The organism is Paracraurococcus lichenis (assembly GCF_030657435.1).
Taxonomy (GTDB): Bacteria; Pseudomonadota; Alphaproteobacteria; order Acetobacterales; family Acetobacteraceae; genus Paracraurococcus; species Paracraurococcus lichenis.
Map to the genome: position 1 here is coordinate 1 of NZ_JAUTWS010000107.1, position 11,969 is coordinate 11,969.

Consider the following 11,969-nt stretch of genomic DNA (forward strand, 5'->3'; position numbering starts at 1 on the left):
TCCAGTTTCCCGCATAGCTCTACCGCATTTTCACACAGCCTGTAACTGAAGCTGTCCTTCAGCGGGGCAATAGACTTGTCCGGTCGGCCCACGGATCCAGCATTGCTATGTACTGCCGCAGGCAGTATCACGGTTTTCATGCATTAGTATGTACCGACATGGAGCAGCCTCTTGCCTTGCGGATTGAGCCCGACCTCCTGGCGGCAGTGCGGCGGTGCGCCGCCGCGGAGAACCGGAACCTCACCAACTTCGTCGAAACCGTTCTGAAGGCCCGCGTCGCCGGCGAGTTACATCCTACGTCAAGCGGCAAGAGCCGCGACCCTTCGGTGTTGAGCCAACCTGCACCGAGCGGCCGAACGCCGAAGAAGGCCCGCCGGTCCAATTAGCCTAGCCCTGCGTCCGCTCAGCCGTGGTGGTCAAAAACGGAGACAACCTATGCCTGAACCACGGCCAATCCCGACGCTGTGCACCGGGATACCAGAGTTCGACGTCACCCTCCGCGGCGGCTTGCCCCGGCACCGGCTGCATCTGGTCGAAGGGATGCCAGGAGCGGGCAAGACGACCTTTGCCCTCCGCTTCCTGCTCGAGGGGGCCACCAATGGCGAGCGGTGTCTCTACGTTACCTTGTCCGAGACCGCGGAGGAACTCGCCGCTTCGGCCGCCTCCCACGGCTGGTCACTCGAGGGCATCGACGTCTTCGAACTCGTGCCGGCCGAGGCTGAGATCGAAAACCAGCAGACGGTGTTGTATCCGGCCGAGGCCGAGTTCGGCCAGACTATGCAGATGATCACCGGGCACATCGAGGCGACGAGGCCCGAGCGCGTGGTGATCGACAGCCTGGCCGAGTTGCGGCTGCTGGCACAAGACTCGTTGCCCTACCGCCGGCAGCTGCTCGCCCTCAAGCGCTTCCTTCAGGGGCGCAGGATTACCACGATGGTCCTCGACGACCTGACCGGGGGCCGCGGCGAGGCCGACCTGCACAGCCTCGTGCACGGCGTGATTTCGCTCGAGCAGATCGAGCGCAACTACGGCGCCTCGCGCCGGCGGCTGCGGATCGCCAAAATGCGCGGCTCCGACTACCAGAGCGGCTGGCACGACTTCGCTCTCACCACCGGCGAGGTGTTGGTGTTCCCCAGCCTGATCGCGGAGGAGCACAAAGAGCAGCCAAACCACGACGCTATCTCGAGTGGGGTCGCCGGTCTGGACAAGGTGCTCGGCGGTGGATTGGACCGGGGCACGACGACGATGCTGGTCGGGCCCTCCGGTGCGGGCAAGTCCTCGATCGCATTGCACTACGCGATGGCCGCGGTCGGCCGGGGCGAGCATGCCGCCTACTTCTCCTTCGACGAGACCTTCGAGACCCTCTCGCGCCGCGCCGCCGCGCTCGGCCTGCCGGTGGTGGAGGCGGTGGAAGCGGGTGAGCTCGACTGGCGCCGCGCCAACCCGTCACGCCTCTCGCCTGGTGAGTTTGTCTGGCAGGTCCGGCGCGAGGTCGAGGATCGACAAGCGGCTGTCGTGGTCATCGACAGCCTGAACTCGTATCTCGGCACGATGCCGGAGGAGCAATCGCTGGTGCTGCAGATGCACGAGCTGCTGACCTACCTCAACAACAAGGGCGTGGTCACGATCCTCATCCTGGCACAGCAGGGCGTGGTGGGCGATGTGCAGAACCCGGTCGACCTCAGCTTCCTGAGTGACGCGGTGGTGCTGCTGCGCTTCTTCGAGGCGGCTGGCGAGGTGCGGAAGGCGATCTCCGTCGTCAAAAAGCGCACCGGGGTCCACGAGCTCTCAATCCGCGAGTACCGGCTGTTCCCCCGCGGCATGGAGGTCGGCCCGCCCTTGATGGATCTGCGGGGGGTGCTCACCGGGGTGCCAACTCATGTCGGCCCGCAGGAGCAACTCCTCGGCTCCGAGAGCCAAGGAGCCGGCTGACATCTCGAACCCAGGCTCGATTCTTGTCGTCGCGCCCATTGGCCGCGACGCGGCGGAGATCGGGCGCGTCCTGGACGGGATGGGCGTAGCGACCACGCCATGCGCCGACCTCGCCGCGCTCTGCGACGAGCTGCGGCTGAATGGCGGCACGGTCACCTCCGCTCTCGTCATCGCGGAGGAGGCGCTCGCCCGCGGGTCGGATGCGCTCGTGGCCTGCCTGGCGCGGCAGCCATCCTGGTCGGACTTGCCGATCATGGTGCTAACGACGGGAGGCCGCCTGCAGAGGTCCGGCGGGCGCTGGGCGCTGTTCGAAGGGCTGGGCAATGTCACCCTGCTGGATCGGCCTCTCCACCCGGAGACGCTGCGGAGCGCCGCCCGGAATGCTCTGCGGGCCCGTGCCCGGCAGTACGAGACGCGGCGCCACCTGGAAGCGCTGCAGCTCGCCGCCGAGACGCTGGAGGCCCGCGTTGAGGACCGCACCCGTGCCCTCGCGGCCGAGGCGGCCGAGCGGGCGCGGGCCGAGGCCAGCTACCGGGCGCTCTACCAGCAGACACCTATCCCGCTGCACTCCCTGGATGCCGAGGGCCGACTGCTGAGCGTCAGCGACCGCTGGCTCGCATTCATAGGCTACAGCGGCCGCGACGAGGTGGTCGGTCATTGCATTACCGAGTTCATGACCGAGGAGGCGGCCCGCCAGCACCGGGAGGCGCACTGGCCACGGTTGCTTGCCGAAGGCGGCTTCAACGACGTCGAATACCGCTTGATCAAGCGGTCCGGCGAGATTGCTGACGTCCTCGTCTCCGCCCGAATTGAGCATGACGAGGTCGGTCGCTTCGTCCGCACCATGGCCGCCCTGGTCGACATCACCGCCCGCAAGCGTGCCGAGGAGAAGCTTGCCCTAGAGGCGGCCAAGCGCGAGGCCGCACAGGAGCGGCTGCGGCAAACGCAGAAGATGGAGGCGCTGGGCCAGCTCGCGGGCGGCGTTGCGCACGACTTCAACAACGCCTCCGCCGCCGTGCTGGCAGGCATCGCCCTGCTCGAGAAGCGCCACGGCGCCACGTTCGCCGCGGCGGGGCCGGGCCCCCTACGGCTGTTGGCAGGGCTGCGTGACGGGGCCGAGCGAGGGGCCGCAGTCTCCCGCCGCCTGCTTTCCTTCGCGCGGCGCGAGGCGCTCAACGCCACGAACGTCGACCCGGCCGAGTTGCTGAGTGGGCTACGGGATATGCTCGCCAACGCGCTCGGACCGGGCATCCGGATGCGGGCCGAGGCGCCGGCGGGGCTGCCGGCGCTGCGGGCCGACCGGCGGCAGCTCGAGACGGTGCTGATCAACCTTGCCATCAACGCGCGGGACGCGATGCCGCCCGAGGGCGGTGAGGTCGTCTTCGCTGCCACGCCTGAGGTGGTGGACAGCAGCACCGAGCATCCGGCCGGTCTGCAGCCCGGCAGGTACATACGACTGAGCATTGCCGACACTGGCAGCGGTATGGACGCGGCGACCCTGGCGCGCGCCACCGAGCCTTTTTTCACCACCAAGCCGGCGGACCGGGGCACCGGGCTCGGACTGTCCATGACCAGCGGCTTTGCCGAGCAGTCGGGCGGCGCGCTGCGGCTGGAGAGCGAACCACGGCGCGGCACCACCGTGACGCTCTGGCTGCCGCAAGCCGAAGCTGCGACGGTGACAGCCATGCCGCCTCCGGCCGCTGGCATGCCGTCCCGAGCTCTCATCGTGGATGCCGTTCCCCTCACACGGCGCTACCTCGTCCATTGCCTCCGGGAGGCGGGCTGGGACGCGGCGGAGGCCGCCAGTGCGGGCGAGGCACTGGAGGTGATCGACGCGGACACCTCCTTCGGCCTGCTGTGCATCGCACATCCAACGCTGTCTGGGCCGGACAGCATGACCCTGGCCCGGGCGGCGCGGGTCCGTCGTCCAGGGCTGCCGACCATGCTGGTGGCGGGTCCGGAGGTGGCGACCGACTTCGCGGCGGAAGCATTGAATGAAGGCCTGCGGGTCCTGCGCAAGCCAGTGTCGCCAATGGAACTCCAGGAAGTGTTGGCAGGCCTAAAGCACCGGTCCGCGACCTGGCCGCGAAGCGAAGCCGCTGATTAGAGCAGTCCGCCAGGTCAAGTAATGGGGTTGAAGCGGCTCACTGAGGCAGGCGTGCGAGCCGCTTGTGCCGCAATGGTCTGGGCTCGGCGAAAGCGCTCTCGGAAGGCGTCGGCCCGCGTTGTAGCAGGCAATGACTTGTTGGGGCTGTCGTCGTTCATGGGGTCGAATACCCGCCCGCGTGGCGGCGCGCTATCACCAGCGGGCTATCGCACAAAAAGATGGCCGGCGATTGCTCACCGGCCGAAGGTTGGGGGGAGGGGAAACATCATCCGAAGTCGAAGCGAGGGTATGCCTCGGCGGGGCGCTTGGCTGTGCCCCGCATCACACTGAGGGCGCAGCCGCCACCATGCTGGAGAAATCATCGATGCGCGCCGCGATGTCTGGTCGATCGCGCTTGATGCGGGCGGCGAGGTAGTCGGCCCCGCGACCGATTGCTGTAGAGGTAGTGTCACTACCTCTACTCCGCCCATTGCCGATTTCCCCATGCTTCGCCAATGGCTCGACCTCAGCTATCACGTCGCTGGGCAACCGGGTTTCGTCCGGTTCTCCCATCACCGCATCGGCAACTTCGACCCGCATGCCGAGTCCAAACGGCTCCGAACACTTATATTGAGCCGGCCGCGGTGTTCTTGAGCTAGGCTGCGTAGCGGAACTGCGGATGGCGGAAGAAGGCGCGAATGCGGTCCGGTCGCCTGGATAGGCTGCGCATGTGGTTGACGACGGTCTGCTTGAGCTGCGACTTGCTGCGCGCCAGCGGCTTGGCGGTGACCACCTGCTTGACATCGCCGTTCACACCCTCGTCCGGGTTCAGCTCGGGGCTATAGGCCGGAAGGTGAAATACCTCGATCTGAGCCTCGCACCCTGCCAGCCAGTCGCGGACCAGCCGCGCCCGGTGCACCTGCAAGCGGTCGAGGATGAGGAACACCTTGCGCCCGGCGTCGCGCATCAGGCGCTCGAGGAAGCGGATCAGGGTCGGGGCCTTGATCGCGCCATTGAGGATCATCCAGCGCACCTCGCCCCTGTTGGTCACCGCCGAGATCAGGCCGACATTGGCGCGTCGGTGATTGGGGCGGACCACCGGGGTCTCGCCCCGCGGGGCGTAGCTGCGGCCGCGCACGTCGTCCGAGCGCAGGCCGCTCTCGTCACCCCAGAAGATCACGCCGCCCTCTGCCTTGGCCCGCGCCGCGATCGCCGGGTACTCCCGCCGCAGCCAGCGCCGCACCGCCGCCGGGTCCTGCTCATAGGCCCGCCGCAGCGGCTTCTGCGGCGTGTAGCCCCAGCGCGCCAGGTAGGTGCCCATCGTCCGCACCGCCACCGCCACGCCGAAGCGCTGCCAGACCAGCGCCTGCACCGCCGCCCGGCTCCAGAGGGCAAAGTCCAGCCCCAGCTCGTCCGGCATCTGCTGGCGCATCAGCGCCTGGACCTCGGCTTCCTGCTCTGCCGTCAGCAGGGTGCCATGCCCCGGCTCCGGCCCGCGCGGCTTGCTCTTCAGTCCCGCCGGGCCGTGCTCGGCGAAGCGCTTGCAGATGTCGAAAACCCCGGTCTGGGTCAGCCCGACCTGGGCTGCGATCGCGGCATAGGTCTGCCCTGCCTGACGCAGCCCGATCACCTGACGCCGGCGCTCCTCTTGCGCCTCTGGCGTCAGGCTCCGCATGTCCACGTGTTTCATGATGTCAGCTATTTGGGTACAGCAGGCCAGACTTTCAAGAACGTCGCGGCCGGCTCAATAACGAAAGCCTCCCGCCCCCTGCGCCGGATCGCGTGGCCGGGGAGTTTTCATGTCCGGGGCCTCGTGAGACCGCTCCAGGCACGACGAACCGCCCGCCGCCGCCCGCCGTTCTCGCGACCCAACGAACGAGGTCCAGGCCGTGGTCATCCCATCCATCCAGCCCCACACACTGGCGGGCGCCCATTCCGCCCTTGTTGATACCCTCGCCGAGATGCTCGCCGCTCGCGACGCGACCTTCCACGCTGTGCATCCGCCGCCAGGCTCCGGCATCTCGCCCGTGCAGCGAGCCGCGAACGTCTCCGCTGCCACCGGCGCCAAAATCGCGGCAGAGAAGGCATACGATGCCGCCCTCGCGTGGTACGGAATCGTGCTGGCTGAGGAGACCGCGCAGCGCCTTGGTTTGGCGAGCGCTGTCCCGACCGCCGCCCCGCCCAACGGGCAACCCGGACTCTAACGAGCGCCGCGCCCGCGCCAAGCCAGCATCCCGATGACGCCGCTGGCTCGGTGTCCGCATCGGCAGCGGATGTGCAGCACCTCGTGCTGCCGAAACCAGAGCGGGTCCACCGGCTTCGGGCTGCCATCCAGGTGCCGCGACATACGCGAACAAAAATAGAATATGTCGGGCGGTTTCGCCTAGATTTCGGTCTGTCCCAAAAGGCGAATCGCCATAGCAACCGACCTGGATCGTCTGGCCATCGACGCTGAAGCTGACCGGCTGAGCGGCGTGTACTTGAGGGTCATGATGCTCGCCCGGGCTCAGCGTCTCGACCTGCTGCAAGCCGGCCGCGAGGCGGTGGCGAAGGGCATCGTCAGCGCGGCGGATTGGGCGCTGGTGCGCGAGGTGCTTGGTGGCCGATGAGCGCGACCTATCCCGGTGCCGTCCTGCTACGCGAGTTTCCCGTCAACGTGGTGCTGGTGGAATGCCGGCGCTGCCCGCGCCGCGGCCGCTACAGGCTAGCCACGCTGCTCCAGCGCTTTGGCCCTACGGCGACACTGCCCGAGGTGCTGGTGGCACTCTCGGCCGACTGCGATCGACGGCGGGACTGGAGGCCGGACGGACCGTGCGGCGCAAGTTTTCCAGATCTGGTGCGGAGACGTCGCTAAGGCCGCCCCGCATAGAGACAAAGCGGAGCGGCCTGTTCGCAACCGAGGAAGGTACCCATTGTCCGAACGCGCCCTCGCCAACACGGTTTGAGCGGCAGCGGTAAGCTCATTAGACTTCAATGGGGAGCCGGAAGGGGCCTGCCCGCTGTCACCAACCGTGGGTACAGGTCGGGGCCAGAAGGCCCCCTCCTCTGTGGCCGGCTAAATCGGCTTTCCTTCAGCGTAGCGCGTCATAGCCTCGATCAAAGCGTCCCGCCCCATCAGCACGGTACCGTCGGCTGCGGTGATGTATTCCGGATCGGTCGTAAGATCCGTCCAGAGTTCAAAAGCTTCTGCAACTGCGGCGTCGACGCTCTCGTATTCACTCGTCAGAGGAGTGAGCATATACCAGAAGTGCAGTACTACTTTGGTTGCTACCGCAGCCTCGCGCCGCATGGCGCGTGCGATGGCGCCAAAGTCGTTGGCGAGGAAGTCCGGCACCGGCTGTCTCCTTCGCTTCGAACGATACAGATCCGTAGCCGTCGGTGGCCAGAGGATTGGCCCCTCCTCCGCTTCACCCTCACCGGCGCTTCGCTGCCCGCCGCGCCACCGCGTTAAGCGTCATCCACGTCTCCCGCGCCGTCTCGGCCCTGGGCGCATGCTCACGCGTCCTCTTCGTCGTCCTCGTCCATCTCGACCTCACGCGCCATCGCGCCGAGGAAAAGCTCGGCGAGGACGTCAGCGAGGTCTAGCCGGATCTCGGCGGGCTCGGTCATGTCGGCATCATCCACAATGTCGCTGAGGCCGCCCCGTGTCTTCCCCATGCGGGACGGCCTCTTTGAAACCGGAGAAGCTACCCCCCTCCGATCAGGCTGGCGAACGCATCGTTGCGGCTGTGGTTTGGGCAATGGTGGGAAGATAGGTAGCCTTTCACGGGGGGCCGGAAGGGGTCCGGTCCGCGATACAGCCCCCAGTGCGATGGGGGGGAACACGCGGGCGGCGGGCTGGGGTCGGACGACCCCTTCCCTCATGGTACCGAGGAAGGTCAGGCCCCAGCGCTTGGCCATTCATCCGGCACCAGCAGGATCGGCAGCACCCGCCCGCCGGCGGTCACGCACCTACTTTCGGCTTCGGTCACCGGCTTCAGTTGTGCTTGCCCCGCGCCGCATCCGCATGTGTGCAGCAGTGCCGGCAGCCAACCGTCCTCCTTGGCCTGGGTGGTCCGCATGACGCCGCAGATCGCCCGGCAGTACCTGCTCCGGGCAAAGGCTGTCCCGGAGATCACACAGGCAACCCGAGCCGCGCTGCGATGGCCTGGAGCGCCGGCACGTCGCCCTCATGCCAGCGGTGTCGTGTCATCAGTGCCTGCGCCTCCTTCGCCGGCATCCCGAGCGCCTCGCCGATCGCGGCCGACGTGGTGATCTCGCGGTCGTCGAGGTATCGGCCGATGGCCATGCGCAGGCGGATGCACACGAGCCGGTCCTCGCGGCGCTGGCGCTGCTCGGCGGAGGTGAGCTTCGGCTTTGGAGGCTGGTTCTGCGTCATCGGCCACCTTCGGCAAGAAGTCGCTGCGCCTCATTGACCAAGTGGCGGTCGGCTGCACTGGCGACCAGACCGGCGGCAGAGAATGCCCGGAAGGCGGCGACGGCTTCGGACGCGGTGGCGTGCAGGTGCTGCTCGATCCAGCGACCCTGTGCCATCCAGAACCGATCGACCTCGGCGGCTGGTTGTCCCTTCAGTTTGCGATGGGCGGTCAGCAGCATGGTCTGAGCCTTTTGGAACGCTTCCAGGGCTCGTTGCAGCCGGCCGGCGACCTCGGGCTCGCCTGGAACGGTCATTGCTCGCTCCTCCGGATTGTTCTTTTTGGTTGAGTGGTGGCCAGGCTGACGAGCGCTGCGGTGAGGGTGAACCAGCAGCGGGTCATGCTGTCTTGTCCTGCGCCTCGGGCTCAGGCGGCGGACACACGCACCCATTCTCCATGAATCGCAGTCCGGCAGCTTCAAAGGTCCGCCGAATGCGTGAAAGCGTGGTCCGGTTCGTGGCGGCTGTGCCGACCTCAAAGCGGTTGACCGTAGCAATGCCGAGGTCTGCTTCGCGAGCAAGGTCTTGCAGGCTCCAGCCGAGCGCGGCACGGGCCATGCGGCTCTGAACGGGCTTAATCATGCGATCAAAATATCATCTTTTCCCTCTTGCGGGAAAGAGGTGAAGACGATTATATTTTGATCGCAAGATTAAGAGCGGACCGAGTAGGAGGGGTCCGATCCTCCCACCCGGCCCTGACCACAACCCAACCCTGCAAGGAACCATGGGTCATGGCTGCTTTCTCTATAGACCAATCAGCCCGTTCGCGCCTCACTGCCATGCGGGGCGTCACCGTCATCGCCCACCCCTCCCCTCGCAACCCTGCGACGTTGGCGATGGTCATCGCTGGCGTCCGCTGCATCGACGTGCGGCACGACGGCGATGGCTTCCGCGCCACCATCCATGTGCGCGACGGCGAGTGGCTGCCGCTTGCCGACGGCGTGACCGAGGACGCGGCCTTCGCGGCGATCCTCGCCTTCGTCTCGGTGGTGGCCAGCGTGCCGCAGAGCTACGCGCCAGAGCATGACGCGGCCGAGCGCGCCGCAGCGGCGGAGGTCTTCGCCAGCTTCGCCTTTCCCCTGTTGGTCGCAGCGTGAGGGAGGCCCAGCCCATGCGTCGCCCTTCCTGCGTGATCCTGACCGTCGCGCACCCGACTGACCGGTCTCTGACCACCACCGCTCGCCTCTCACCGCCTGCGTTCGTGGCGGCCCATCCGGAGTTGGCCGCGGCATCCCGCCGGGTCCTGCGCACCGGCACCACGGAGTGCCATCCCGGGCCGGATGGGGCCTCGCTCTACATCGCCCGCGGGCTGGCGTGAGGGAGGGCAGCACCATGTGCACGATGCAGCATCTCGCCGCCCTGTCTCGGGCCCACGTCCCTGCCGCGATCGCCGGCCTCGACATCCAAACCGAGGAGGGTTGCATCGCGGCCCGCCTGCGGCTTGCCGCCAGCTTCGCCCGCAGCCTGACCGTCGAGGCGCTGCTGGCCATCTGCCGCGTCCTGGGTATGCGGCACGTCGCGCAGGGGCACCAGGCCGCCTACGCCCTTGCGGTGGTCGCCATCCCCGCCCCCGCCAGCCGGGAGATGCACTAATGCCGGCCTCTTCCTTCGTGCTCGACACGATTAGCGAAGGCCTCGGCACCGTCGTGGCTCGGAACGGTGCCGTTCGGGATAGTGGCGACTGCTGGCTCAACAGCCACGAGGTCGTCCATGACAGCCTGGACAACGGCTTCACGGTCCGAGCGGCGCTGCACCCTGGCGAGGCGCGTGACGCGGCGCGGGACCTCCTGGATGGGCTGGCGGCGCATGGGCTGGCTGTCCATCGCCAGATCCCCCGGGGCGGCAACAGCCTTTCGGCGCGCCTCCTGCGGCTGGTCGACGAGCTTGCTGACGCGACAGGGGACGTCGACCAGGTCGGCCGGATTGCCGACGCGCTGTCCGCTTTGGCCGTCGAGGCCCGGCACCGCGACGACGCGGTGGTGCCAGCGTATCTTCGCCAGCAGCTGCCGGCCGGCATGGCGCGGCTGGTGGATCACAGGAGGCGGGCCTTGGCCGCTCTCCGCAATCTTGTGCTGGTGGAGAAGCGTCCATGAGCAGCACTCCCGACCGCCGCACCCTCTTCGGGCTGGTCTCCATCGCGGTGACCGAATCGACCGCGGGCCATGCCTGCTTCCTGAGTGCGGCAGGCGCCGAGCCACTTCTCCAGCTCGGAAAGCAATGGCAGGAGCTCATGCAGGAGCATGACCAAATCAGCTGCCTTCTCGACGAAGCCACCGATGAAGTGGAGGGCGAGGCATTGGGCGCACTGCAGCAGCAAGTTTGGGAAATGATGAAGCAAGTCGAGAATGCGATCACTGCAGAACCTGCGCAGACAATCGCAGGCCTGCAAGTCAAGGCCAGGGTCGTCGAACGCTACGGCGAGTGGGCGCGTGTTGGCGATGTCGAGCGGTCACTTCTGGCCGACCTTCTCCGCGAGATGAAAATGTGAGTGTCACCTCAGCGGCGGCAAGCGGTAGGACCGCCGTCGGAAGGGCGGCGCCCCTCCCTTCCTCCAGCGGCAGCCGCACTGAGCATCACAGCTCATCGAGTTTGAACACGACGTGGGTTTCCCCGTCGACCTCGTAGGGTAGCAACTGCTCGAGCAGATCGAGCCTGAAACGTCGGCGCGCGGGGGGATCGTCGCCCACCACCCCGACGCCACTCTCGGCTCAGTCGAGACGTAGTTCTTCTGTCCCTGTCGCGCCGTCTGTAGCCTAGGTGGCCGCCAGCTCCCCACCCAGGCGTCCGAGTGCGCCGTGCTTCAGCGCGTTGGTCGTCAGCTCGTGCACCGCGCGTGCCGGCCGCACCACCTTGAGCCCGTTGAGCGTCACGCGAGCCTCGTCATCGTCCACGCCGTAGGCGGTCAGCTCGAGCTGCAGGAGTTCCCGCAAGGTCACCCGAGACGCCACCTCGCGCGAGAGCAGGCTTTACACGCGGTCAAGGGCGACGAAGCACTGCAAGAACGCATTGCCGAACTTTTCCGAGAAGGCGCTCGCGTCAAGCGGCCCAGTGCAGGGCCTGGAAGCTGCACTTACGTTCAATGAACATGCCTCACGGCTCCATCTACTGCCGCGTCGGTGCCACTCATCTGCCCTGCATCTGCCTGCTAGCTGGCATAGATCTGCCGCGTATCTGCCATGCAAGCTGCCACGCATCTGCCACACAACGGCATACACCTGCCCTGTATCTGCCACGCATGCATCACTGGAAAAACTCGCCGGAGTAGGGGCAATGCATTGGTCTGCAGGTACGCAGGTACGCAGGTACCTCCAAACCAACATCACCGTGATAGCCAAAGCCACCGCACGGTCCGTCCGAAACGGCACGTCAAGCGCCGGGGTCCCTGTCATTCTCTCACCGACCCGCCTCTGGCATCGGGGTGCCGCCCGCTCCTCCTCCGTCTTCGGCAAGGGCGGCGAGTTGGCGATCAACCGCCTGGAGGCGCCGGAGGTGTCCGTTCATGCGCTGCACCTGCTGCAGTCCTGCCTGGTCCACATG

16 protein-coding genes are annotated in these 11,969 nt (G+C 67.1%); 8 read left to right on the forward strand and 8 right to left on the reverse strand.

The window, feature by feature from the left end; translation table 11 throughout:
• The first annotated feature begins 435 nt into the window (after positions 1 to 435).
• A complete protein-coding gene (locus tag Q7A36_RS35260) occupies positions 436 to 1,932 on the forward strand; it encodes an ATPase domain-containing protein (protein ID WP_305108484.1) in 1,497 nt (498 codons plus the stop codon).
• Complete coding sequence (locus tag Q7A36_RS35265) at positions 1,880 to 4,039, forward strand: two-component system sensor histidine kinase NtrB (protein ID WP_305108485.1); 2,160 nt, start codon at positions 1,880 to 1,882, stop codon at positions 4,037 to 4,039. The genes Q7A36_RS35260 and Q7A36_RS35265 overlap by 53 nt, the downstream gene beginning before the upstream one ends.
• Positions 4,040 to 4,360: 321 nt before the next feature.
• Here the strand turns inward: Q7A36_RS35265 and Q7A36_RS35270 are convergent, their stop codons facing one another.
• Positions 4,361 to 4,618, reverse strand: a complete 258-nt coding sequence (locus Q7A36_RS35270; RefSeq protein ID WP_305108486.1) for a hypothetical protein — start codon at positions 4,616 to 4,618, stop codon at positions 4,361 to 4,363.
• Between the two features lie 55 nt (positions 4,619 to 4,673).
• Complete coding sequence (locus Q7A36_RS35275) at positions 4,674 to 5,708, reverse strand: IS630 family transposase (RefSeq protein ID WP_305108487.1); 1,035 nt, start codon at positions 5,706 to 5,708, stop codon at positions 4,674 to 4,676.
• A 199-nt stretch (positions 5,709 to 5,907) separates the two neighbouring features.
• On the opposite strand from Q7A36_RS35275, the gene Q7A36_RS35280 reads away from it, so the two are divergent.
• The gene (locus Q7A36_RS35280; RefSeq protein ID WP_305108488.1) at positions 5,908 to 6,222 is read left to right on the forward strand and encodes a hypothetical protein; all 315 of its coding nucleotides are present in this window, start codon (positions 5,908 to 5,910) and stop codon (positions 6,220 to 6,222) included.
• A gap of 851 nt (positions 6,223 to 7,073) precedes the next feature.
• Here the strand turns inward: Q7A36_RS35280 and Q7A36_RS35285 are convergent.
• The 5 genes from Q7A36_RS35285 to Q7A36_RS35305 form a co-directional block, all read right to left on the reverse strand.
• Positions 7,074 to 7,352: a hypothetical protein gene (locus Q7A36_RS35285; RefSeq protein ID WP_305108489.1), complete on the reverse strand. Its 279-nt coding sequence runs from the start codon at positions 7,350 to 7,352 to the stop codon at positions 7,074 to 7,076.
• 544 nt (positions 7,353 to 7,896) lie between these two features.
• Entirely contained in the window at positions 7,897 to 8,079 is a 183-nt protein-coding gene (locus Q7A36_RS35290) for a hypothetical protein (protein ID WP_305108490.1), read from the reverse strand.
• Positions 8,080 to 8,132: 53 nt separating this feature from the next.
• Positions 8,133 to 8,396 carry a hypothetical protein gene (locus Q7A36_RS35295; protein ID WP_305108491.1) on the reverse strand — a complete coding sequence of 88 codons (264 nt, stop codon included), beginning with the start codon at positions 8,394 to 8,396 and terminating at the stop codon, positions 8,133 to 8,135.
• Complete coding sequence (locus Q7A36_RS35300) at positions 8,393 to 8,689, reverse strand: hypothetical protein (RefSeq protein ID WP_305108492.1); 297 nt, start codon at positions 8,687 to 8,689, stop codon at positions 8,393 to 8,395. Before Q7A36_RS35300 ends, Q7A36_RS35295 begins: the two co-directional genes overlap by 4 nt.
• Before the next feature lie 82 nt (positions 8,690 to 8,771).
• Positions 8,772 to 9,014: a helix-turn-helix domain-containing protein gene (locus tag Q7A36_RS35305; protein ID WP_305108493.1), complete on the reverse strand. Its 243-nt coding sequence runs from the start codon at positions 9,012 to 9,014 to the stop codon at positions 8,772 to 8,774.
• A gap of 149 nt (positions 9,015 to 9,163) precedes the next feature.
• Between Q7A36_RS35305 and Q7A36_RS35310 the strand changes: the two genes are divergently transcribed.
• From Q7A36_RS35310 to Q7A36_RS35330, 5 genes are read left to right on the forward strand one after another with little or no spacing between them, the layout of a single operon-like run.
• The gene (locus tag Q7A36_RS35310) at positions 9,164 to 9,529 is read left to right on the forward strand and encodes a hypothetical protein (RefSeq protein ID WP_305108494.1); all 366 of its coding nucleotides are present in this window, start codon (positions 9,164 to 9,166) and stop codon (positions 9,527 to 9,529) included.
• 14 nt (positions 9,530 to 9,543) lie between these two features.
• Positions 9,544 to 9,750: a hypothetical protein gene (locus Q7A36_RS35315; RefSeq protein ID WP_305108495.1), complete on the forward strand. Its 207-nt coding sequence runs from the start codon at positions 9,544 to 9,546 to the stop codon at positions 9,748 to 9,750.
• A 14-nt stretch (positions 9,751 to 9,764) separates the two neighbouring features.
• On the forward strand, positions 9,765 to 10,025 hold the full coding sequence (locus Q7A36_RS35320; RefSeq protein WP_305108496.1) for a hypothetical protein: 261 nt from the start codon (positions 9,765 to 9,767) through the stop codon (positions 10,023 to 10,025).
• Positions 10,025 to 10,525: a hypothetical protein gene (locus Q7A36_RS35325; protein WP_305108497.1), complete on the forward strand. Its 501-nt coding sequence runs from the start codon at positions 10,025 to 10,027 to the stop codon at positions 10,523 to 10,525. The genes Q7A36_RS35320 and Q7A36_RS35325 overlap by 1 nt, the downstream gene beginning before the upstream one ends.
• Positions 10,522 to 10,920: a hypothetical protein gene (locus Q7A36_RS35330; protein WP_305108498.1), complete on the forward strand. Its 399-nt coding sequence runs from the start codon at positions 10,522 to 10,524 to the stop codon at positions 10,918 to 10,920. The genes Q7A36_RS35325 and Q7A36_RS35330 overlap by 4 nt, the downstream gene beginning before the upstream one ends.
• A gap of 265 nt (positions 10,921 to 11,185) precedes the next feature.
• On the opposite strand, the gene Q7A36_RS35335 is transcribed toward Q7A36_RS35330, so the two are convergent.
• Positions 11,186 to 11,368 (reverse strand): hypothetical protein, encoded by a 183-nt coding sequence (locus tag Q7A36_RS35335; protein WP_305108499.1) that lies wholly within the window; start codon positions 11,366 to 11,368, stop codon positions 11,186 to 11,188.
• Positions 11,369 to 11,969 lie beyond the last annotated feature (601 nt).